The sequence below is a fragment of the Streptomyces rubiginosohelvolus genome (assembly GCF_014649875.1).
Classification (GTDB): domain Bacteria; phylum Actinomycetota; class Actinomycetes; order Streptomycetales; family Streptomycetaceae; genus Streptomyces; species Streptomyces rubiginosohelvolus.
The window spans coordinates 626,724-648,088 of sequence record NZ_BMTW01000001.1 but is presented as its reverse complement, the minus strand read 5'-3'; the positions used below and the strand labels follow the sequence as shown (position 1 = coordinate 648,088).

Sequence of the window (21,365 nt, the reverse complement as noted above, 5' to 3'; positions counted from 1 at the left end):
CTCGGAAGGGCTGGATATCCCCCTGGGGCCCGACCCTAGTCGCCAGCACTGACAGTCCGGCCCGCCCCCGCCCCGGCCCCTGCTCAACGCGGCGCCCGCGCCACCCTCTTCGCGATCTTCTCCGCGTCCAGGGCCATTTCGCGCAGCATCCCGCTGATCGGGTTGGTGAAGCCGGTGAAGTAGAGCCCGGGGGCTCCCTTCGGGGAGCGGCCGCCGTGGGCCACCGGGCGGCCCCGCCCGTCCAGGACGTCCAGGTGGCCGAGCAGCGGCTCCAGGGCGCGGTGGTAGCCGGTGGCGGCGATGACGGCGTCCGGGGTGATCCGGGTGCCGTCGGCCAGGACCACCGCGTCCTTGTCGAAGGAGGCGACCGTCGCCACGGGGGTCACCCGGCCGCTCTTCACCGCGTCGATCAGGCCGACGTCCTGGACCGGGATCGCTCCCTCACGGACCCGGGAGTAGAGGCCGGTGGCGGGGCGCGGGAGGCCCCGGTCGGTCAGGTCGGGCACGGCGACCTTCGCCAGCACGCCCCCGGCGCGGTCGACGAGCCGCACCGGCAGGCGGCGGACCAGGATGCCCGTGGCCTGGGCCGGCCAGCCGGCGGTGGAGCGGCGGACGATGTGCGGGGCCGTGCGGACCGCGATGCGCACGGCGGACGCCCCGCCCTCGGCCAGGTCCGCCGCGATCTCCGCGCCCGTGTTGCCGATGCCGACGACCAGGACGTCCTTCCCGGCGTACGGGGCCGGGTTCCGGTACGCCGCCGCGTGCAGCAGCTCGCCCGTGAACGTGTCGCGGCCCGGCCAGTCCGGTATGCGCGGGGTGTGGTTGAAGCCGGTCGCGACGACGACCGCGCGGCCCCGCAGGACCCGGCCGCCCGTCGCGGTGAGCTGCCAGTCGCCGGAGCCGTCGGGGGCCGGGTCGACCCGGGTCACCTCGACGCCCGTCACCACCTCCAGCTCATGGTGCTCGATGTACTTCTCCAGATACCGCACCACGTCGTCCCGGCCCACCCAACGCCCGAACTTCCGCGGCATCTTCAGCCCCGGCAGTGCGGACCAGCGGCGGGTGGTGTGCAGGTGCAGCCGGTCGTAGTGGCCGCGCCAGGACGCGCCGACCCGGTCCGACTTCTCCAGGACCACCGCCCGTACGCCCCGGGCGCGCAGCGCGGCCGCGGTGGCGAGCCCGCCGGGGCCGCCGCCGATGACGTACACGGGCCGGACCTCCGTACGGTCGGTGAGGGCGACGGCGTCGTGACGGGCTGCGGGGGACGGGCTGTTGGGCATGGTTCGGAGCGTAATCGCCCGCTCTGTTGATGGGTCTCGGTCAAGAGGGAAATCGATTGCGAATTGATCACGAGCGGTGCGGTGCGGTGACCGCGCGTGCCCGGGCACCCCTTATGTGGATAAGGTAAGCCTAACCTTGCCTTGACTGATGCGGGGTGACCTCCGGGGGCAGCCGCGCGGCGCCGTGCCGTGCGCCCGTCCGGGGGTGAAGGGGTGGGACGTACATGAACGGCAGACAGCTGCGGGCTCGTTTCCGGGGGGTGGCGGTGGTCGCCGCCGGGTTCCTCGCGCTCACCGCCTGCGGTGGCGGCGACGCGGGCGCCAAGGGTGACGGGAACGGCGAGGCCAAAGCGGCCGCCGCCGCCCGCACCGTGAAGCACGACGCCGGGACCACCGAGAAGGTCCCCGACCGGCCCGAGCGGATCGTCTCGGTCAGCGTCACCATGACCGGCCATCTGCTGGCCCTCGACGCCCCGGTCATCGCCTCCCAGGCCACCCCGCCCTCCGTCATCACCGACAAGCAGGGCTTCTTCACCCAGTGGTCCGACGCCGCGGCGAAGAACAGCGTCAAGGTCGCCTACCAGGGCTTCGAGCCCGACGTGGAGAAAGTCCTGGCGCTGAAGCCCGACCTGATCGTGGGCGCGTCCTCCGGCGCGGAGAACGCCGAGAAGTTCTACGACAAGCTCTCCGCCGTCGCCCCGACCCTCCTCTACCGCCACGACGACGTCTCCTGGCAGGACCTGACCGCCCGCCTCGGCAAGGACCTCGGCCTGGAGAAGCGCGCGAGCGAGGTCGTCGCCGCGCACGACAAGCGGGTCGGCGAGGTCAAGGCCGCCATCACCGTGCCGAAGCAGTCCGCCGCGCTCGTCCGCGACAACCAGTCCGCGATGACCGTCTTCACCCCCGAGTCCGCCCAGGGCCGCCTCCTCACCTCCCTCGGCTTCACCGTGCTGGAGCCGCCGGCCGGCAAGGGCCAGACGCAGGGCGGCCGTTCGGACTTCGCGGAGTTCAGCCAGGAGAAGGTGGCCGACACCGCGAAGGACAGCTCGCTGCTCTTCGTCAGCCACACCCCCGAGGAGATCACCGCCGCCACCGCGCGCCCGGTCTGGAAGGACCTGGCGGCGGTCAAGGACAAGCGGGTGTACGACCTGGGCCTCGACACCTTCCGGCTGGACTACTACAGCGCGGGCAACCTGATCGACAAGGTCGAGAAGGCCTTCGGCTGACAGTGGCCGGCAACAGACCCGCCGCCCGCGCGCGGTACGCCGCCGGGCTCACGGCGGGGCTGGTCCTCCTGGCCCTCGCCGTGGCCGGCGGCCTCGCCGTGGGCGCCCAACCCGTGCCCCCGGCCGAGGTGTTCGCCGCGCTGCTCGACCCCGACGCCCCGCACGCCTCGATCGTCCGGGAGGTCCGGGTGCCCCGCACCCTCCTCGCCGTCACGGCCGGAGCGGCGCTCGGCCTCGCCGGCGCGGTGATGCAGGGGCTGACCCGTAACCCCCTGGCGGATCCCGGCCTTCTCGGCGTCAACACCGGGGCCGCCTGCGCCGTCGTCGCCGCGACCGTCCTGTTCCGTACGCGCTCGCTCCAGGCCGTCGTCTGGTGGGCGCTGCTCGGGGCGGCCGTCGCGGTGGTGGTCGTGTATCTGCTCGGCGGCCGGGGCGCGGGCCGCGGCACCCCCGAAGGGCTCGTGCTCGCCGGGGTGGCCGTCACCGCCGTGCTCGGCGCGGTGGTCAGCGGGCTCGGGGTGCTGGACGCGGATGCGTACGGGACGCTGCGGATGTGGTCGGTCGGCACGCTGGCGGGCCGTGAACTCCCGGTGCTGTGCGACGTGTTGCCCTTCCTGCTGGTGGGTGCGGTGCTGGCGCTCACCACCGCGCCCGCCCTCAACGCCTTCGCCCTCGGCGACGAGGCGGGCCGGGCGCTGGGCGTCGCACCCGGGCGCGTACGGCTGCTCGGCACGCTCGCCACGGTGCTGCTCAGCGGGGCCGCGACGGCCGCGATCGGCCCGGTCGGCTTCATCGGCCTGGTCGCCCCGCACGTGGCCCGCCTGCTGACCGGGCCCGACCACCGCCGCCTGATGCCGTACGCGGTCCTCATCGGGGCGGGCCTGCTGCTCGTCGCGGACATCGTGGGCCGGGTCGTCGCCCGCCCCGCCGAGATCCAGGTGGGCATCGTGACGGCGTTCGTGGGCGCGCCCGTCCTGATCTGGCTGATCGGCCGCAACCGGCGGAGCCGTACAGCCGCCTCGCGGAAGGCGGTGGGGGCGGCATGAGCGTCCTCGAAAAGCCGGTGGCCGTGCGGGGGCGGGGTCTCTCCGGCAGCCCGGTGGCCGTACGAGGTCGGGGACTCTCCCTCCGGATACGCCCCCGACCCCTGGCGGTCACCCTCCTCCTCACCCTGCTCGCGGCGGGCAGCGGCGCTCTCGCGCTGACCCGGGACGGCCTCGTACCGCCCGCCGAGGTGCTGGGCGCGCTGTTCGGCGCGGGCTCGGAGCAGTCCGCGTTCGTCGTTCTGGAGCTGCGGCTGCCGCGGGTGGCCCTCGGGCTCGTCGTCGGCGCGGCACTCGGCGCGGCCGGGGCGCTGTTCCAGCAGCTCTCCCGCAACCCGCTCGGCAGCCCGGACATCGTCGGCTTCAACTCCGGTGCGGCGACCGGCGCGTTGCTGGTCCTGCTGCACGGTGAACCGGCCTACGTGGCGGCCGGGGCGGCGGGCGGCGGCCTGGCCACGGCGGTGTTCGTCCAACTCCTCGCCCGACGCGGCTCGTTCCGGGGCAACCGGCTGATCCTCGCCGGGATCGCCGTCGGCTCGCTGCTCGCCTCGGTCAACGCGTACCTGCTCACCCGGGCCGCCCTCGACCACGCCCAGTCCGCCCAGCTCTGGCTGATCGGCAGCCTCGGCAGCGCGGAAACCCACCAGGTCCTGCCCGCCCTGCTCGGTCTGGGGGCTCTCCTGCTGGCCGCGCTCCCGGTCGTCCGCCGCCTGGACCTGCTGGAGATGGGCGACGAGGCGGCGGGCGGCCTCGGCGTGGACGCGGGGCGGACCCGGGTGCTCGTCCTCCTGATCGCGGTCGGGCTGAGCGCGGTGGCGGTCTCGGCGGCCGGACCGATCGTGTTCGTCGCCCTCTGCGCACCCCAACTGGCCCGCCGCCTCAGCCGGGGTACGGGAACGGGGCTGCTGCCCGCCGCCGCGATGGGGGCGCTGCTGCTCTCCGCCTCCGATCTGGTCGCGATCTCGCTGCCGACGGCCGGGCCGCTGCCGGTGGGCGTGGTCACGGGCGCGCTCGGCGGCGTCTATCTGGCATGGCTGCTGGGGCGCGGGCGGCGGCGCTGAAGGCGGTGCAGACCTCTTGCGGGGACGGCCTCCGTCCGGTGAACTGACGTACCGTCAGAAAACTGTGAGTGGAGGGCCGATGCAGACGATCTGGCTCGGCGGAACGGAATGGCTGGCCGTCCTGCGCATAGGCCTCGGCCTGTGGTGGCTGGAGAGCTGGCGCCACAAGGACAGGAAAGGCTGGTTCGAGCGCGGTACGGGGATCGCCTGGGCGGCGGACATCGCGGGAAAGCACCGCTGGGGGGTGGTCCGCACCGGCTTCCGCCGGGTCGTCGAGCCCCGGCCGAAGCTGATCGCGTACGTCGTCGTCTACGCCGAACTGGCCCTGGGGATCGGTTTGGTGACCGGCTTCCTCACTCCGATCGCGCTGGTGGCGGGCCTGCTCCTCAATCTCCTCTACCTGGTCCTGATGATCCACGACTGGGCCGAGCAGGGGCAGAACGCGATGATGGCGCTGATCTCCCTCGTCGCCCTCTTCGCCATGGCCTGGCAGACCTGGTCGCTGGACGCGGCGCTGGGGCTGTTCCTGTGAGCGCCGAACGTGCGGCCGCGGCCCCGCGCTTCGACCTCCCGGAGCCGGACGCTTTCACCCGCCCGTACTGGGACGCGGCGGCCGAGGGGCAGTTGCTGATACGCCGCTGCGCCGGATGCGGCCGGGCGCATCACTACCCGCGTGAGTTCTGCCCGTACTGCTGGGGCGAGGACGTGGGCTGGGAGCCGGCGAGCGGGGAGGCGACGCTCTACACCTGGTCCGTCGTCCACCGCAACGACCTGCCGCCCTTCGGATCCCGCGTCCCGTACGTCGCGGCCGTCGTCGACCTCGCCGAAGGGCCCCGGATGATGACGGAGATCGCGGAGTGCGCGCACGAGGCGCTGCGCGTCGGGATGCCGCTGACCGTCACGTTCCGGGAGGCGGGGGAAGAGGCCGTACCGGTGTTCCGGCCCCGGGGCTGAGCGGCGCGCTTCTGTGGAAGGCTGGTCACCGCCACGATCCAGAGGCGCTAGGGGGCGGCGTGCGACTGTCGGAGGACGTCACGGGGTGGGCCTTCCTGGCCGAGGTGGACGGGGCCCGGCATGCCGGACTGGCGGTGGGACAGGCGGGGCTCGGGCCGTTCACCGGCGCCGGTCCGGGCGGGAGCCTGTTCACCCGGGCGTACGCGCGGGGGCTGGCCGCGCTCGCGTCGCTGGACGAGCTGCCGTTCGCGGAACCCGTCGACGCGCGGTGGTCCGTCCGCCGGGACGCGGGGGGCGTGGTCTCCGTACTGGGCCCCGGTGGACTGGAGTTGGCGTACGACCTCGCCCTGGACCTGCCGGCCGGCTGGCTGGAGACGGCGTCCGGGGCGGGCTCGCTCGTGCTGGTCGTGTCCCATGTGCTGCCCGCGGGCGACGACATGGTCGAGGTGCTGACGGAGGAGGCCCGGCAGGGGATGGTCTGTGCGGGCCGGGTGCGGTTCGACGGGCCCGGTCGGCCCGGTGAGCCAGTTGGGCCCGGTGAGTCTCTCGGGCTCGGCGAGTCCGACCCGGCCGTCACGTTCGTCCTCGACCCGGTCTCCGTCCTGCTGGAGCTGGTGCTCCATGTACGGGACCAGGTGCTGTCGCTCGACGCGGCCAAGCAGCGAGCGCGTGAGCTGGAGCGCGTGCGCCGGAGCCTGGGGGAGGCCCACGGGCTGTCCGCCGGGGCGCTGCTGGAGCTGCTCGTCGCGGATGTGACCCGGAGCCGGGGAGAAGCCGCCGATCTCCTGTACCTCTACTGGCGGTTGGTCGCCGAGGTCGCCGAGGAGTGCGGAGCGGAGGCGGTCTGGCGGGAGGCGGCACTGCGTACGGTCGAGAGCGCGGCGCCGGTGCTCGCGGAGCGGTGCGAGCGCCCGGTGTTCGAGGACGCCGACGCGCTGTCCGGGCGCCTGATCGAGCGGCCGGCGGGCTCCGCGGGCCTGGCGGCGGCGCTCCTGGCGGCCGCCCGGCTGCGGCTGGCGGTCCGGGGCCCGGAGGACCTGGGCGGCGACGCGTACGCCGGCGCGGAGGGGACCGTACGGGCCGCCCAGCACACCGCGGATCTGTACCGGTCCCCGCTGTACCGGCCGTGGTTCGGCGGAACGTGGCCGGTGCGGTTCGACGCGCGGTTACGGGGAGAGGCCCGGGACCTGCTGGTGCGGGCCGCCGAGTCGGACGAGCGCGAGACCGGGCCGGGCAGTGCGCTGCGCCCCCGGATCCTGGCCGCACTGGCGCAGGTGGTCGCGGAGGAGGGGGAGGAGGACGGCGGCGTGGACCGGGCGACGGCGCGGGCCGCGTTCGACGCGCTGTTCGCCGTACATGCCGCCGCTCCGCCGGATCTGGTGCTCTTCCTGCTCCGGTCGATGGGCGACGCGCCTGCCGCCTTCGTCGACACCGTACGGGAGAACGTGTTCGGCTCGGACGTGCCCGCCTTCCTCGCCGCGTACGGCGGTGTCGTCGCCGCCCGGACCGTGGACCAGGGCATCAACCTCGCCCGGGAGCGCGGAGACCGGCCGCTCCTGCGCGCGGTGCTGGACTGGGCCGACCACTCACCGCTCTCCCCGGGCCCCGCGCAGCGCCGCCAACGGATCGAGGCCCGGTTGCACGCACTGCCCGACGACCCCACCGACTGCCCCGGCCCCGGACCCCTCCCGGAGTCCTTCCCGGCCGACCGGACCCCGGCCCAGCGCTCCGCCGCCCTCCTGCACGCGGCCGCCCACGCCCGCGACCGGGGGCAGCCCGCACGGGGCGCCGCCCTCCTGCGGCAGGCGCGACCGGGGGACGGTGCGGGCGTCCGGCTGCTGACGGCGGACCTGTACCGCCTGGCGGTCGAGCGGGGCGAGCCGGTCTCCGACCGGGTCCCCTTCCCGTGGGGCCACGCCACCTACGCGGCCCTCTCCTACGCCTCGCTGAACCAGCAGGACCTGGCCCAGGCGTGCCTGCTGCCCGTCCTCCAGGACCTGCCGAACCTCAGCGGCGACGCCCTCAGGAACGCCGTCCACGCGATCATCGTCGACGTACCGAACTTCGACACCAGCGGCGCCCCCGCGCTCGGCGAGGTGCTCCGCGACCTCGTCCACGCGGCCGTATGGCAGGTGACCCTCGGGATCGAGTCGTTGCCGGTGGCCCTGATGCTCGGCCTTCACCAGGCGGGCAAGGGGCCGGAGGCCGGGGCGTGGCGGCGGATCGACGGCCCGGTCACCCGCCCCGCGCACATCGCCGACTACCTGGCGAAACTACGCTCCTTGGAGAGCCCCACCGCCGTCGGCGGTGCGACGGCGAACCTGCTGAACGTCCTCGACACGGACCCCGGGGAGGAGAGCCACGACGACGGCCGGTTCGTCCGCAACCTGCGCCGCCGGATCTCCTCCTTCATCGACGACGAACTGCGCTCCCGCTCGGCCCCCTTCGTGGACGACCAGTACCTGTGGGCGCGCACCGGCGAACTGCTCGACGAGCGCAGCGTGTTGCTCACCTGGTTCCTGCCGACCGCCGTGAACGGCGCCGCCGTCCTCCTCGCCGTCACCCGCGAAGGCAGTGCGATCACGGTGCAGTTGGGCGATCCCGACGACGGCGGACCCGAGAGCGCCGAGGCGTACGCCGACCGGCATCCCGTCGCCGACCTGGTCGAGGCGGTCCGGACAGAGGTCGAACGCGACCCGCTCTTCGGCGAGGTGACCCCCGAGGGCCGGCGGCTGCTGACGGGGCCCGAGCTGCCGCTCGCGATGGGTGACCGGTGGGCCGCTTGGCGGGCCCAGGGCAAGGACCGCCTGCTGCTCTGGCCGCACGGCGCACTCCACTACCTGCCGGTCGCGCTCTGCTCCGTCGACGGCCGCCCGATCGCGGACGACTGGACCGTCACCACCATCGCGGGCCTCGAAGCGCTCGTCCCCACCGGCCTCCCGGAACGCCCGCCCCCACGCCGTACCGCCGTCATCGCCTCCGCCACCGGCGGCGTGCCCTACGGTCTGCCCGCCGAACCCGCCCTCGACGAGCACGCCCGGGCCGTCGCCGAGGCGGTCGGCGCGGATGCGGTGACCGGACCGGCCGCGACCCGGGCCGGGCTGCTCGCCGAACTCGCCACCGCCGACGTGGTCCACCTCGCCGTCCACGGCACGATGGACCAGGACGCCCCCTGGCTGCACTGCCTCTACCTCACCCCGGACGAGGACGACGACGGCCGGGTCTTCGCCCACGACTTCCTCGAACTCGACCTGAGCGGCGTCCGCCTGGTCACCCTCGCCGCCTGCGAATCGGCGCTGGGCCGCTTCGACCGGGCGGACAACGTGCGGGGCGTCCCGGCCGCCCTCATCACCGCCGGAGTGCAGGCCGTCGTCGGCTGCCTGTGGGCCGTACGGCCCGAGCCGGCCGCGTACTTCTTCCACCGCCTGCACCAGCGGGCCGACCTCGCCGACGCCCCCGAACGGGCGTTCCGCGAGGCGCAGACCGCCACCCGGGCCCGGTACCCGCAGTACCGCGACTGGGGGGCCTTCACCTTCCTACGGGGCCGGAGCACGGGAGCCACCGCATGACCGAGATCCAGCTGCACGACATCGCCCTCGAACCGGAGCGCACCCTCGGCTCACCGGCCGGCCCGGGGCGCATGCGGACCCCGGAGCCGCTGCGCGGCCGGCTCACCTTCGGCTGGGACCTGCTGCCCGCCGAGCACGGGAGCGCCCCCGCCGACTGGCACGCCCACGTCCGCTCCACACCGGGCCGGGACTACCGCCACCTGCTGCTGGTGTGCTCGTTCCGCCCGGAGGCCCCGCAGGCCCCGGGCACGTTCCGGCACGCCTCCCTGGCCCTGTCCCTCTCCACACCCGACCCGGCCCTGCGGCCCGTCGCCCGCCTCATCGATCCCGGGGAGCGCACCCGCCCGACGGCGGCCGGCCCCGGCACCGGACTCAGCTTCACGGTCAGCACCGGCGTCGTCGACCTGGGCGTGGAACGGCAGCAGCCGGAGCCGGGACCCGCCCGGGAGGAGTGGATCGTCCGCGGCCACGGCGCGTCCCAGCCGGACCCCCAGTGGGAGTTCCGCGGCCTGCGCCGACTGCCCCTGGCGGGCGACCACCCGGTGGCCGCCCTGGTGGAGCTGGTCCCCGGCCAGGTCAACACGGCGGAGGTCCTGGTCGCCGCCGAACTGGAACACCGCAGCTGGGGCGTCCGCCGCTACCGGGCGCGCCTGGGGCCCACGGCCCACGGGATCCCGCTCGGCACCGGTGCCGAGCGGACACCGGCAGCGGGCGGCCCGGGCTGATCACAGCCCCGGCGCGCCCCACACCGGGAACCACCGGGACAGGTCCTTCTCCACCCGGAGGTCGTCGCCGAGGGCGCCCCGCACCTGGAGCTCCAGCTGGTTGTCCCGCTTCTCGGCGTCGCCGGGGAGCGGGGCGAACGGGTAGAACGTGCCGCGCTTGTAGAGGTAGACGAGAGCCAGCGACCGGCCGTCGGCGGACTCAGTGTCCCGGAAGCCGATCAGCGAGCACAGCAGATGCGGGCCGAAGCCGCCGTCCTGGAGCATCGTGTTGACCGCGTGCAGGTCGTTGACCAGGCCCGCCGTGTCGTCGGCCGGGTGGGTGGCCAGCAGCCAGGTGTAGCCGTACGCGTCCCGGCTGAACTCCACCGGGACGCCCCCGCGTTCCGTGTCCGCGTCCAGCAACTCCCGTACGTCCTCCTGGAGCCGGGCGAAGCCGCCGCCCTCCACCCCGGCGAAGCAGACCGAGCCCCGGCCGGTCGGGGTGAAGCCGGTGGCGGCCTGGAGGGTGAGGGCGGCGGAGGGGACGGCGAAGAGCTGGTCTAGGTCGGGGCGGACCGGCTTGCTCCGGCCGAGGATCGCGTCGAGCAGGCCCACGGGCGTAACTCCTTCAACGCTCGATGGTTCAGCGGGACAGGTCGGTGGAGATCCGGGACAGCTGGTCCAGACGCTGTTCCAGCGTCGGGTGCGAGGAGAACAGCCGGCCCATGCTCTCCTTCGCGGAGAACGCGGGCATGAAGTAGAACGCGTTGTACGGCTCCGCCTTCCGCAGGTCCTCCGTCGGGATGCGGGCCATCTGCCCGCTGACCTTCGTCAGGGCGGAGGCGAGCGCGGAGGGGCGCCCGGTGAGCAGGGCGGCGGCCCGGTCGGCGGAGAGTTCGCGGTAGCGGGAGAGCAGCCGGGTCAGCAGGAAGCTGATCGCGTACACGACGGCGCTGATCAGCGGGATCAGAAGCAGCAGGATGCCCGCCGGGTCGTTGCCGGGGCGGCTGCGCGCGAAGCCGCCCCACAGGGCGATCCGGGTGATGACGCCCGCCAGTACGCCGAGGAACGAGGCGATGGTCATGACGGCCACGTCCCGGTGCGCGACATGCGACATCTCGTGGGCGAGGACCCCTTCCAGCTCCTCCGGCTCCAGTCTGCGCAGCAGGCCCGTCGTCGCGCAGACCAGGGCCGTCTTCTCGCTGCGGCCGGTGGCGAACGCATTCGGTACGTCGCTGTCGGCGATGGCCACCCTGGGCTTCGGCATGTCCGCCAGCGCGCAGATGCGGTCGATGGTGCCGTGCAGTTCGGGGGCCTGTTCGGGGGTGACCTCGCGGGCGCCCATGCCGTACGCGGCGATGCGGTCGCTGAACCAGAACTGGGCGATGAACAGGCCGCCCGTGATGATCAGGATGATCGGCCAGGAGCCCCGCAGGGCCGCGAGGAGCACGCCCACGAAGACGACGTAGAGCAGACCGATCAGGAACATGGTGGTGACCATGCGGCCGGTCAGACCCCGGTCGGGGGCGTAGCGCGAACGGGCCCGTGGCATCGATGCCTCCCAACAGCTCAGCTGTCTCCCATAGTGCCCCTTAACGGTGAGAACCGGATAAACGTGCTGTCTGCACCGGTCAGGGCCAGAGCAGCTCCCGCGTCCAGTCGCCGCCCGTGCCGCCGCCCTCGGTACGGCGGTAGCGCAGCCGGACGTGGCGGCGCCGGGCATCGCCCTGGAAGAACTCGACCTCGGCCGGCTCGACCACGTACCGGGTCCAGGTCGGGGCCTCCGCGTCCGGCTCCGCCACCGCCCGGTCCCAGGCCGCGTCCGCCGTCCGGTGCAGCTCCGCCACCGAGCCGACGACCTCGCTCTGCGCCCCGGTCAGCGCGGCGGCCAGCGCCCCGGTGGACCGGGCGTGCAGGTCGGCGTGGCTCTCGGCCGGGGTGCAGCGGACGACCGGGCCCCGGACCCGTACCTGCCGGCCCTGCGCGGGCCAGTAGAAGCCGAGCGCGGCGTGCGGGCGGGCGGCGAGCTGGTGGCCCTTGGCGCTGGTGGCGTGGGAGGCGAAGTGCCAGCCCCGCTCGTCGGCGTCGTGCAGGAGCAGCGTGCGGACGTCGGGGAGCCCTTCGGCGTCGGCCGTGGCCAGCGCCATCGCGTGCGGCTCGGGCTGCCCCGCCGCCACGGTCTCGGCGAACCAGGTGTGGAAGAGGGCGAGAGGCGCGGGCGGGGCCGTCTCCGGATCGAAGGCGGGCAGCTCGGTGTCCCAGACGCGCTGGGCGTGCAGGAGGTCGCGGAAGGAGCGCTGGGCGGTGTCGTCGGTCATGGGGTCATTGGACCGCATGGGGCGGTCCTCCTATGTAGCACCACGGGACACGGCGCGCTACCGTGGGGTCATGAAGACCATTACGCAGCGGGAGTTCCGGAACAACTCCGCCGAGGTCATGGACGCGGTGGAGGGCGGGGAGACCTTCCACATCACCCGCAACGGCATAGAGGTCGCCGAACTGCGTCCGCTGAGTCGCAAGAGGCAGCTCGGCGCCGAGGAGCTCGTGGCCCGGCACCGGCGGCTGCCCCGGGTCGACGGAGACCTGCTGCGCCGCGAGGCGGACGAGTTCTTCGGCACGGAGGACCGGGTCGGCGACGACGACGTGTGGGAGCGCAACGGTGGCTGAGCGGCACCGCACGGGAGTGCTCGACACCTGTACGTACATCGACCTCGACCTGCTGGAGCCGGAGCGGCTGCCCATGCTGCCCGCCCTCACGGCGATCTCCCTGGCCGAACTCCAGCAAGGCGTGGCCATGGCGAAGGACCCGTTGGTCCGGGCGGCCCGAATGGAGAAGCTGGGCGCGGCCGTCGCGGACTTCGAGCCGCTGCCGTTCGACGGGGACGCCGCCGCGCGGTACGGGACCCTTGTCGCCCTCGTCCTCGCGGCCCGGCGCGATCCCCGGCCGCGCCGCATGGACCTGATGATCGCGTCCATCGCGTCGGTCCGGGGCCTGCCGCTCTTCACCCGCAACGCCGACGACTTCAAGGGCCTGGAGAGCGCCGTCACCGTCGTGGGGCTCTGAGGCCGGGGCACCTCACCCCCGCCCCAGCACCACCGTCCCCGACGAGCAGAACCAGCCGCCCGTCCCCGACGCCACCGCCAGCTCCGGCAGCCCGCCCCCGGGCCGGCTCACCTGCCGGAGCCCCGCCTCGCCGCGCAACTGCCGTACCGCCTCCACCAGCAGGAACAGCCCGCGCATCCCGGGGTGGCAGGCGGACAGGCCGCCGCCGTCCGTGTTCACCGGGAGCTCGCCGCGCAGACCGGTGCGGCCCTTCTCGACGAAGGCGCCGCCCTCGCCCTTCGCACAGAAACCCAGGTCCTCCAGCGTCACCAGCGTCATGTACGTGAACGCGTCGTAGATCTCGGCCAGGTCGATGTCGGCCGGGCGCACCCCGGCCCGTTCGAAGGCGAGGCGGCCGGAGACGGCGGCGGGGGAGACCGTGAAGTCCTCCCACTCGGACATCGTGGCGTGCGAGGTGTGCTCCCCGGTGCCGAGGATCCACACCGGTGCCTTCGCGGTGTCCGGTACGTACTCCTCGGCGGCCAGCAGCACCGCGCAGCCACCGTCGCTGCGGATGCAGCAGTGCAGCTTGGTGAACGGGTCCGCGATCATGGGGCCGGAGAGGACGTCCTCGACCGTGATCGGGTCCCGGAACATCGCCTCCGGGTTCGCCGCCGCGTTCGCCCGCGCCGTCACCGCCACCTCGGCGAGCTGCTCCAGGGTCGTGCCGTACTCGTGCATGTGCCGGCGGGCGGCCATCGCGTACTTGGCGATCAGGCTGTGCCCGTACGGCACTTCGAACTGCGCCGGCCCCCGCGCCCCGAACGACAGGTTCGAGGTGCGGCGGCCCGCCCTGATGTCGGCCCGGGCCGTCGACCCGTAGACGAGGAGCACGGCCCGGGCCCGGCCCGCGGCGATGGCGTCCGCCGCGTGGGCGGCCATCACCTCCCAGGTGGCGCCGCCCACCGCCGTCGAGTCGACCCAGGTCGGCCGCAGCCCCAGATACTCGGCGACCTCCACCGGGGCCAGGGTCCCGAGCCCCGCCGAGGCGAAGCCGTCGACGACCGAGCGGTCGAGGCCGGAGTCGGCGAGGGCGCGGCGGGCGGCCTGGGCGTGCAGGGCGTACGACGTGGCGTCGTCGACGCGGCCGCAGTCCGCGAGCGCCACGCCGACGACGGCGACCTTGCGGGGGCGGGAGGCAGACATGAATCTGACGGTACATCAGATATGAACGTCGGCAACCAGGCGTGCGCGACACCTTCCTCGCCCCGCGCGTCTGCGCGACTCTGGGAATTACCGTCCCCCGCGCCTAACATGACGGCTCGTCAGATCAGGGGTCGCCGACCCCTGGGCGGAAGGAGCCCGCAGATGGACGCCGCCTTCACCGCGGAACAGCACGAGATCCGCCGCACCCTGCGCGACCTGCTCGCCCGGCACACGGGACCCGACGCGATCCCCGCCGCCGTGCGCACCGCCGAGGGCTACGACCCGGCCCTGTGGCGCCGGCTCGCCGGGGATCTCGGGCTGCCGGGCCTCGCCCTCGCGGAGGAGTACGGCGGGGCCGGCTGCACCACCACCGAGCTGGCCCTCGCCTGCGAGGAGACCGGGCGGGCGCTGCTGCCCTCACCGCTCCTCGCCACCGCCGCCCTCACCGCACCCCTGATCGCCGCCCTCGGCACCCCGGACCAGCGGGCCGCCCTCCTGCCCCGGATCGCCGACGGGACCCTGACCGCCGCCCTCGCCCTCCCCGGCGGCTCGCTCGCCACCGCCCTCGGCCTCACCGGCGACAACCTCGACGGAACCTGGGCGGGCGGCGGCCGGGCCGGCGGCATCCAGGCCCACGGGGAGGCGGGTGGGCGACGGCTCTACGGGGAGGCCGACCGGGTGCTCGACGGGCACAGCGCCGGGCTGCTCCTGGTCGCCGCCCACGCCGGGGGCTACCCGCGCAGCCGTACGCAGCTCTTCCTGGTGCCCGGCGATGCGCCCGGGCTCGTCCGCACCCGGCTCACCGCCCTCGACGAGACCCGCCCCCTGGCCCGCCTCGAACTGCGCGACACCCCCGCCGAGCCGCTCGGCGCGGACGACACCGCCGACGCGGCCGCCGCCCTCGCCGCCGCTGGGCGCACGGCCGCCGCGATCCTCGCCGCCGAGGCGGTCGGGACGGCGGCGAGCGCTCTGGAGCGCACCGTGGAGTACGTGAAGGCGCGCGAACAGTTCGGCAGGGCCATCGCATCGTTCCAGGCCGTCAAGCACCGCCTCGCCGACCTGTACGTACGGGTCGAGGCGGCCCGCTCCGCCGCGTACCACGCCGCCCGGGACCCGGAGGCCGGGCCGCTCGCGCTCGCCCAGGCCCTGGAGGCGGCCAGGATCACCACCGGTGAGGCCGTCCAGCTGCACGGCGGCATCGGCTTCACCTGGGAGCACGAGGCGCACCGCTACCTCAAACGGGCGGCGGGCGACGAGCTGCTCTTCGGCCCGGTCCACCGGCTGCGCGACCACGCGGCGCAGCGGGCCGGACTCTTCGGGCCCGCCACCGGCGCTTCCGGGGTCCTGCACGGGGCGGGCGTCCGGTGACCGGCGCCCGGGGCGTGCGGCTGGTCCAGCGGGTCTCCTCGACCCGGGCCTTCGCGCTGATCGCCCCGCGCGTGGTTCCCGTCCTGGACCGGGCCGTGCACCGGCTCACCCGGGGCAGGGTGCTGCTCAGCGCCCGGATGCTGCCGGGGCTCGTCCTCACGGTGCCGGGGGCGCGCACGGGCCGGCCGAGGACCACCCCGCTGGCCTGTATGCCCGAGGGGGAGGTGGAGGGCGCCTGGATCCTGGTCGGCAGCAACTTCGGCCGTACGGGTCACCCGGCCTGGACCGCGAACCTGCTGGCCCGCCCGGACGCGGCCGTCGTCAACTGGCGCGGCCGGGACATCCCCGTACGCGCGACCCTGCTGGAGGGCGAGGAGCGGGCCCGGGTGTGGCAGGCCGCGCTCGCGTTCTGGCCGCCGTACGCGGCGTACCAGCGACGGGTGGAGCGGGAGATCCGGCTGTTCCGGCTGGAGCGGCGGTAGCCGGAGAGCGGCGGTCGCGGACGTCGTCCGGGGTGGCCGGAAACGGAGAGTGCGGGCATCGTCCGGGGACGCCGACGGCGGACCACCCGCAGGGGTGCGTGGGGTGGTCCGCCGTCGGTGAGACAGGACGTGGCGGGGGTGGGCCTACTTCGTCGGCTTCTTGCCGGTGATGCCGAGGTGGACCAACAGCGCCAGGTTCGGGCGCAGTTCGGCCTGCTTCACGCCCCAGGTGGTGAAGCCCTTCTGGTGCGAGGCGACCGCGGCCAGCATCGCCACCAGGGAGCCCGCCATCGCCGCCGGGCTGACGTCCTTGTCGACCTTGCCCTTGCTCTGGAGCTCCTTCACCGAATCCGTGAGGGAGTTGGTGACCGAGTTCAGGATCTTCATCCGGATCTTGTAGAACCGTTTGTCCCCCTCGGCCGCGCCGAGGTCGATCACACGGAGGATCGCGTCGTTGTGCCGCCAGAAGTCGAGGAATCCTTCGACGAGTTGCTCGGAGGTGGTCCAGCCGGCTTTGCCGACCCAGGAGCGTCCGGCGACCAGTTCGGTCAGTCCGGCACCCTCCTTGGCGACTTCCTCGGCGATTTCGAGGACGGCGCCCTCCACATCGGGGAAGTACTGGTAGAAAGTCGCGGGTGAAGTCCCGGCCTTCCGGGCGACGTCGATGACTTTGACGTCCCGGTACGGCGAGGAGCTGAGCATCTCGCTGAGGCAGTCGAGCAGCTTCTGCCGCGTCGCCTGACCGCGTCGACCGGCCACGCGGCCGTCGACGGTGCGTACTTGTCCTGTCATGCCGTCAGCTTACCGAGGGGTGATGGGAGCGCGATTCGGCCGACTGCAAATGGGGAACGGCGCAGGATCGGCGGGGTGCGCGGGGGCGGGGAGCGACGGTTTTCGGCCGCCGCCCGCGAGGGCGGCGGAGCTGGGAGTGTTACGTACGGTAAATGTTATCAACAGCCTGTGGATAACTTCGGTGGACAACTTTCGTCCACATGCTGGGCGACCTCTTCACCGACCGGGCAAATGTTCTCTATAGGTGCATCCGCCAGGCGTCCGCCGTGCGTCGGGGCGCGCGGGGCCGGAGGCGACGTTACGTTGACTGTGACGGGCGTCACTGCTACGGAAGGACCCGGTCCCATGGCCGCATTCGCGCATTCCGCGCCGTGCTGGGCGGACGTGCAGCTCTCCGACCTCGAAGCGGGCAAGCGCTTCTACGGCGGGCTCTTCGGCTGGACCTTCCGGGCGGGCGACGGCATGCCCTTCGCGGACGCGCTCAGCGACGGCCGCCTGGTCGCCGCGCTCGCCGCCAAGAAGGACGGCCGGATGCCCACGGCCTGGGGTGTCTACTTCTCCACCGACGACATCCGGGCCACCGTCGCCTCGATCCGCGAGCACGGCGGCCAGATCATCACCGACCCCGTACGGGCGGGGGCCGCCGGGATCGTGGCGGAGGCGGCCGACCCCGGGGGCGCCGTCTTCGGGCTCTGGCAGCCGGAGGAGCGCGCGGGCTTCGAGAAGCAGAACGACCCCGGCTCCTTCTGCTGGACCGAGGTCTACACCCGGCAGCCGGACCGGGTGGACCCCTTCTACGAGAAGGTCTTCGGCTTCCACGGCACCGACCTGGACGAGGCGGGCCACGACGTCTCCGACGACGCCGAAGCGCTGGTCGACTTCCGCATGTGGTCCCCCGAGGGCGTCGAGCCCGGCCCGGACACCGCCGTCGGCGGCCGCAGCGTCATCACGGACGCGTTCCCGGCCGAGATGCCGAGCTACTTCCTCATCTACTTCGCCGTCGCCGACTGCGACGCCGCCGCCGAGCTCGCCGTACAGCTCGGCGGCCGGGTCGCCCAGCCACCCTTCGACATCCCCTACGGCAGGATGGCCGTGCTCCACGACGACCAGGGGGCCGCCTTCGCCGTACTGCAGCCCGGCGAACTGCTTCCCTGACCGGTGCGGGTCAACCCGGTGTGGACGGATACGGGATGAAGTGACATGGGACACCCCGATCCGCCCCCGGGTTCGCAACCGGGGCCCGAGCCAGGAAGAATCGGGGTGCGCGCAGGGCGGGATTCGACCGGGCGGTAATTCGCGGACTTCGTCGCCGAGGTCCGTACGGGGAGGTGGCAGGCACGTGGTGGAGCAGCTGACGCAGCACGACCCGAGACGGATCGGCCCGTTCGAGGTGCTGGGACGGCTCGGGGCCGGCGGCATGGGGCTGGTCTATCTCGCCCGCTCGGCGTCCGGCCGGCGGGTGGCGATCAAGACGGTGCGGACCGAGCTCGCCGAGGACCAGCTCTTCCGGGTCCGCTTCACCCGCGAGGTCGAGGCCGCCCGGGCCGTCAGCGGGTTCTACACCGCCGCCGTGGTCGACGCCGACCCGCGCGCCGCCGTGCCCTGGCTCGCCACCGCCTATGTGCCCGCGCCCTCGCTCGAAGAGATAGTGAACGAGTGTGGTCCCATGCCGACGCAGGCCGTGCGCTGGCTGGCCGCCGGTATCGCCGAGGCCCTCCAGTCCATCCACGGCGCGGGTCTCGTGCACCGCGACATGAAGCCGTCCAACGTCCTCGTCGTCGAGGACGGTCCCCGGGTGATCGACTTCGGTATCGCGTCCGGCGTCTCCAACACCCGCCTGACCATGACGAACGTCGCCGTCGGCACGCCCGCGTACATGTCGCCCGAACAGGCCCGGGACTCCCGCAGCGTCACCGGGGCCAGCGACGTCTTCTCGCTCGGCTCCACCCTCGTCTTCGCCGCCACCGGGCACGCCCCCTTCCACGGGGCCAACCCGGTCGAGACGGTGTTCATGCTGCTGCGCGAGGGCCCCGACCTGGAAGGGCTGCCGGACGACCTGCGGCCGCTGATCGAGTCCTGCATGCAGATGGACGCCACCCAGCGGCCCAGCCCCGCCGACCTCCAGGCCCAGCTCGCCCCGCACCTCTTCGCCTCCGGCGGCGACGACAGCGGTACGGCCTCGGCGTGGCTGCCCTCCCGGGCCACCGCGATGATCGAGGCCCGCCGGGGCGGCGGGCGGACCGCGCCGCCCGCGGCCCCGGTGTCACCCCCGCCGCCCCCTCGGCAGCCCCCGAGGGCCCCGGAACGGGACACCGCCTGGCGCAGCGGGGCCGACCTGCGCTCGCCCTCCCCGCTGGCCTCGCCCTCGCCGATGTCCGGCGGGCCTGCCCCTTCGGCGGGACCGTCCGCGGCTCCCGACAGCGGGCCCGTCCAGCTGCCCGGCGCGAAGGTGCCGATCGGTCCCGGACCGCGCGCCGGGGAGGGGCGCGGAGCGGCCGCCGCGCATCCGGCCCCCGCGACCGGCTGGGTCCGTCCGCCCGCCGGGGTCAACGGCTCGTCCGCCGCGGCCCCCACCGCCGCCGTCCCGCCCCCGGGCCCCGCCCCGGACGCCGCGGCCCCCGCCCCCGACCGCTGGCGGCCCTGGCGCTTCCGCATGTCCAACGACGTGTGGGGGACGCCCGTCGTCTCCGGCGATCTGCTGTACGTGACGTCCTTCGAGGTCCACGCGCTGGACGTGGGCAACGGCCGACGCCAGTTCAAGACCCGCGACGTGGCCTGGGCGATGGCCGTCGAGGGCGGCAGGATCCACGCCTCGGACGGCCCCTCGCTGTACGCGCTCGACGCCACGACCGGCGCCGAGCAGTGGCGCCTGTCGACCGACGCCTGGGTGTACGCGCTCAAGGCCGACCGGGGCACGGTCCTGACCGCGACCCGGGGCGGCGGTGTGCAGGGCTGGGAGGCGTCCAGCGGCGAGAAGCTCTGGGAAGTCACCGGCGCGCAGAGCGACTTCGAGACGGCGGAGGCCGGGCCGGTCATCCACGACGGCACGGTGTACGTCTGGCAGGACGCCCGGCTCCGCGCGCTGGACGCCCGTACGGGACTGGAGCGCTGGTCGTACCCGATCGGCGACGCGGCTTCCTGCGGCGGCGTCCCGGTCCGGGTCACCCCGGCCACCGACGGCTACGTCTACGTCGCGGCGGGCACCCGGGTGCTGGCGGTGGAGACCGGCTCCGGCCGGGTGCGCTGGCACTTCGAGGCCCCGGCGGTCTTCCTCTCCCCGCCCGCGTTCGCGCCGGGCCCGGCGGTGACCGGCGGCGGGGTGTACCTCGCGGACTACCTCGGCACGGTGTACGCGCTGGACGCGACGACCGGCAAGGACCGCTGGCGGATCGCCACGGAGGCCCGCTCCTCGATCGAACCGGTGCTGGTCGCGGTGGGCAACGTGCACGTCGGCAGCGGCAGCGCGCTGTACACCCTGGACGCGGTCACGGGCACCCCGAAGTGGCGCTTCGCGGCGGGCGGCGACGTGGTGGGCGCGCCGGTGGTGGCGGACGGCCGGGTGCACTTCGGCTCGGCGGACCATGTGCTGTACACCCTGGACGCGGCGGGCGGCCAGCTCCGCTGGAAGCTGGCGACGGGCGGAGAGATCACGGGCTCGCCCGTGGCGCAGGGGGGCGTGGTGTACGCCTGCAGCAAGGACCGCTGCGTGTACGCGCTGGACGCGCTGAAGGGCACGGGCACGGGGAACCGGGCGCGGACCTGAGCCACCTTCTTTGTCCTCAATCGCCGGACGGGCTCGATCGAGCCCGTCCGGCGATTGAGGACGGAACCCTCGACCGGGGCGGGCGTCAACCCTGCGGGGGCGGCGGAGGCCGGTGCGGCGGGTGTACCGGGTCCCGGGGGTCGTCCTCCGGATGCGGGGCGGCCTGCGGATAGGACCGCGTACGGGGGTCACGGGGATCGGGCCCCGTGTACGGGTCCACCTCCGGCTCCGGCCACGGCGACGTCTGCACGGACATCCCCGGCTCCTGCGTCGGCGGCCACGTGTCCACCTGATCCGCCGCCGGCACGGCGAACGGCTCCACCGGCTCCCGCTCCCGCACCGCCCTCCGCTCCCGCCGGCTCCGCCGGCCACTCATCAGCAGCGCCCCGATCAGCATCAGCACCCCGCCCGCCAGCGCATTGGCCACCCCCACCTGCAACCCCGCCCCGTCCCCGCCCACCACCAGCGACCCCGAGGCCTGCCCCTGGCGGACCATCCACAGGATCGTGAAGCCGAGCACCACCAGGCCCGCGAGGGCGACCACGAGCCGGGACCGGAGCACCACGCCCAGAACCACCAGCAGCGTCGCCGCCAGGAACGGGAGCAGGATCGAGACCAGCACCCCCGACTCCACCGGGGTGATCCCCTCGAAGAGGTCCCGCACCCGGTAGTCGTGCCCGACCCGCCCGCCGTACCAGTCGCGGAACGGGCTCAGCACGGCGGAGGCGGCCCCGGCCAGGGCGACGACGGAGCCGAGGACGTTGCGGATCATCGTCAGGCCTCCAGGGCGTACGCGAACGGCCCCCGTCACCGACGCTACGCCGGGACGATCACCCCCGCCACGCAGACCATGACCGGACCGTGACAGGGTCAT

Annotated in this window: 20 protein-coding genes; 13 read left to right on the top strand and 7 right to left on the bottom strand. The window is 74.1% G+C overall.

The window, feature by feature from the left end:
* Positions 1–83 precede the first annotated feature (83 nt).
* Entirely contained in the window at positions 84–1,280 is a 1,197-nt protein-coding gene (locus IE134_RS03065; RefSeq protein ID WP_189429509.1) for a flavin-containing monooxygenase, read from the bottom strand.
* A gap of 224 nt (positions 1,281–1,504) precedes the next feature.
* Here IE134_RS03065 and fepB point away from each other — a divergent pair, with 224 nt between their 5' ends.
* From fepB to IE134_RS03030, 7 genes are all read left to right on the top strand, one after another.
* Positions 1,505–2,506, top strand: a complete 1,002-nt coding sequence (fepB, locus tag IE134_RS03060) for a Fe2+-enterobactin ABC transporter substrate-binding protein (RefSeq protein WP_098896131.1) — start codon at positions 1,505–1,507, stop codon at positions 2,504–2,506.
* A 2-nt stretch (positions 2,507–2,508) separates the two neighbouring features.
* Positions 2,509–3,552: a FecCD family ABC transporter permease gene (locus IE134_RS03055; protein WP_098016380.1), complete on the top strand. Its 1,044-nt coding sequence runs from the start codon at positions 2,509–2,511 to the stop codon at positions 3,550–3,552.
* Entirely contained in the window at positions 3,549–4,610 is a 1,062-nt protein-coding gene (locus tag IE134_RS03050) for a FecCD family ABC transporter permease (protein ID WP_189429507.1), read from the top strand. Before IE134_RS03055 ends, IE134_RS03050 begins: the two co-directional genes overlap by 4 nt.
* Positions 4,611–4,689: 79 nt before the next feature.
* Positions 4,690–5,142: a DoxX family protein gene (locus IE134_RS03045; protein ID WP_189429505.1), complete on the top strand. Its 453-nt coding sequence runs from the start codon at positions 4,690–4,692 to the stop codon at positions 5,140–5,142.
* Positions 5,139–5,564, top strand: coding sequence for a Zn-ribbon domain-containing OB-fold protein (locus IE134_RS03040; protein WP_098016382.1), 426 nt, complete (start codon positions 5,139–5,141; stop codon positions 5,562–5,564). Before IE134_RS03045 ends, IE134_RS03040 begins: the two co-directional genes overlap by 4 nt.
* A gap of 59 nt (positions 5,565–5,623) precedes the next feature.
* Positions 5,624–9,133, top strand: a complete 3,510-nt coding sequence (locus IE134_RS34420; protein ID WP_189429503.1) for a CHAT domain-containing protein — start codon at positions 5,624–5,626, stop codon at positions 9,131–9,133.
* Positions 9,130–9,858, top strand: coding sequence for a hypothetical protein (locus tag IE134_RS03030; protein ID WP_189429502.1), 729 nt, complete (start codon positions 9,130–9,132; stop codon positions 9,856–9,858). Before IE134_RS34420 ends, IE134_RS03030 begins: the two co-directional genes overlap by 4 nt.
* Here the strand turns inward: IE134_RS03030 and pspAB are convergent, their stop codons facing one another.
* From pspAB to IE134_RS03015, 3 genes are all read right to left on the bottom strand, one after another.
* Positions 9,859–10,452, bottom strand: a complete 594-nt coding sequence (pspAB, locus tag IE134_RS03025; RefSeq protein WP_030709451.1) for a PspA-associated protein PspAB — start codon at positions 10,450–10,452, stop codon at positions 9,859–9,861. It abuts the gene before it with no gap.
* Between the two features lie 28 nt (positions 10,453–10,480).
* On the bottom strand, positions 10,481–11,389 hold the full coding sequence (gene htpX, locus IE134_RS03020; RefSeq protein WP_030709449.1) for a zinc metalloprotease HtpX: 909 nt from the start codon (positions 11,387–11,389) through the stop codon (positions 10,481–10,483).
* A gap of 79 nt (positions 11,390–11,468) precedes the next feature.
* Complete coding sequence (locus IE134_RS03015; protein ID WP_373296728.1) at positions 11,469–12,173, bottom strand: pyridoxine/pyridoxamine 5'-phosphate oxidase; 705 nt, start codon at positions 12,171–12,173, stop codon at positions 11,469–11,471.
* Positions 12,174–12,225: 52 nt separating this feature from the next.
* On the opposite strand from IE134_RS03015, the gene IE134_RS03010 reads away from it, so the two are divergent.
* Positions 12,226–12,504 (top strand): type II toxin-antitoxin system Phd/YefM family antitoxin, encoded by a 279-nt coding sequence (locus IE134_RS03010; RefSeq protein ID WP_030709445.1) that lies wholly within the window; start codon positions 12,226–12,228, stop codon positions 12,502–12,504.
* Positions 12,497–12,901, top strand: a complete 405-nt coding sequence (locus tag IE134_RS03005) for a PIN domain-containing protein (protein ID WP_030709439.1) — start codon at positions 12,497–12,499, stop codon at positions 12,899–12,901. Before IE134_RS03010 ends, IE134_RS03005 begins: the two co-directional genes overlap by 8 nt.
* 12 nt (positions 12,902–12,913) lie before the next feature.
* Here the strand turns inward: IE134_RS03005 and IE134_RS03000 are convergent, their stop codons facing one another.
* Positions 12,914–14,086, bottom strand: a complete 1,173-nt coding sequence (locus tag IE134_RS03000) for a thiolase C-terminal domain-containing protein (RefSeq protein WP_189429500.1) — start codon at positions 14,084–14,086, stop codon at positions 12,914–12,916.
* A gap of 162 nt (positions 14,087–14,248) precedes the next feature.
* Between IE134_RS03000 and IE134_RS02995 the strand changes: the two genes are divergently transcribed.
* Together IE134_RS02995 and IE134_RS02990 are read left to right on the top strand one after the other, a co-directional pair.
* Complete coding sequence (locus tag IE134_RS02995; protein WP_098016387.1) at positions 14,249–15,454, top strand: acyl-CoA dehydrogenase family protein; 1,206 nt, start codon at positions 14,249–14,251, stop codon at positions 15,452–15,454.
* On the top strand, positions 15,451–15,936 hold the full coding sequence (locus tag IE134_RS02990) for a nitroreductase/quinone reductase family protein (RefSeq protein ID WP_189429499.1): 486 nt from the start codon (positions 15,451–15,453) through the stop codon (positions 15,934–15,936). The genes IE134_RS02995 and IE134_RS02990 overlap by 4 nt, the downstream gene beginning before the upstream one ends.
* 144 nt (positions 15,937–16,080) lie before the next feature.
* Here the strand turns inward: IE134_RS02990 and IE134_RS02985 are convergent, their stop codons facing one another.
* Positions 16,081–16,728 carry a TetR family transcriptional regulator gene (locus IE134_RS02985; protein WP_006126763.1) on the bottom strand — a complete coding sequence of 216 codons (648 nt, stop codon included), beginning with the start codon at positions 16,726–16,728 and terminating at the stop codon, positions 16,081–16,083.
* Between the two features lie 345 nt (positions 16,729–17,073).
* Between IE134_RS02985 and IE134_RS02980 the strand changes: the two genes are divergently transcribed.
* Positions 17,074–17,883 (top strand): VOC family protein, encoded by an 810-nt coding sequence (locus IE134_RS02980; protein ID WP_030709430.1) that lies wholly within the window; start codon positions 17,074–17,076, stop codon positions 17,881–17,883.
* A 184-nt stretch (positions 17,884–18,067) separates the two neighbouring features.
* The gene (afsK, locus tag IE134_RS02975) at positions 18,068–20,491 is read left to right on the top strand and encodes a protein serine/threonine kinase AfsK (RefSeq protein ID WP_189429497.1); all 2,424 of its coding nucleotides are present in this window, start codon (positions 18,068–18,070) and stop codon (positions 20,489–20,491) included.
* An 85-nt stretch (positions 20,492–20,576) separates the two neighbouring features.
* Here the strand turns inward: afsK and IE134_RS02970 are convergent, their stop codons facing one another.
* Entirely contained in the window at positions 20,577–21,263 is a 687-nt protein-coding gene (locus IE134_RS02970) for a hypothetical protein (protein ID WP_030709426.1), read from the bottom strand.
* Between the last annotated feature and the right edge of the window lie 102 nt (positions 21,264–21,365).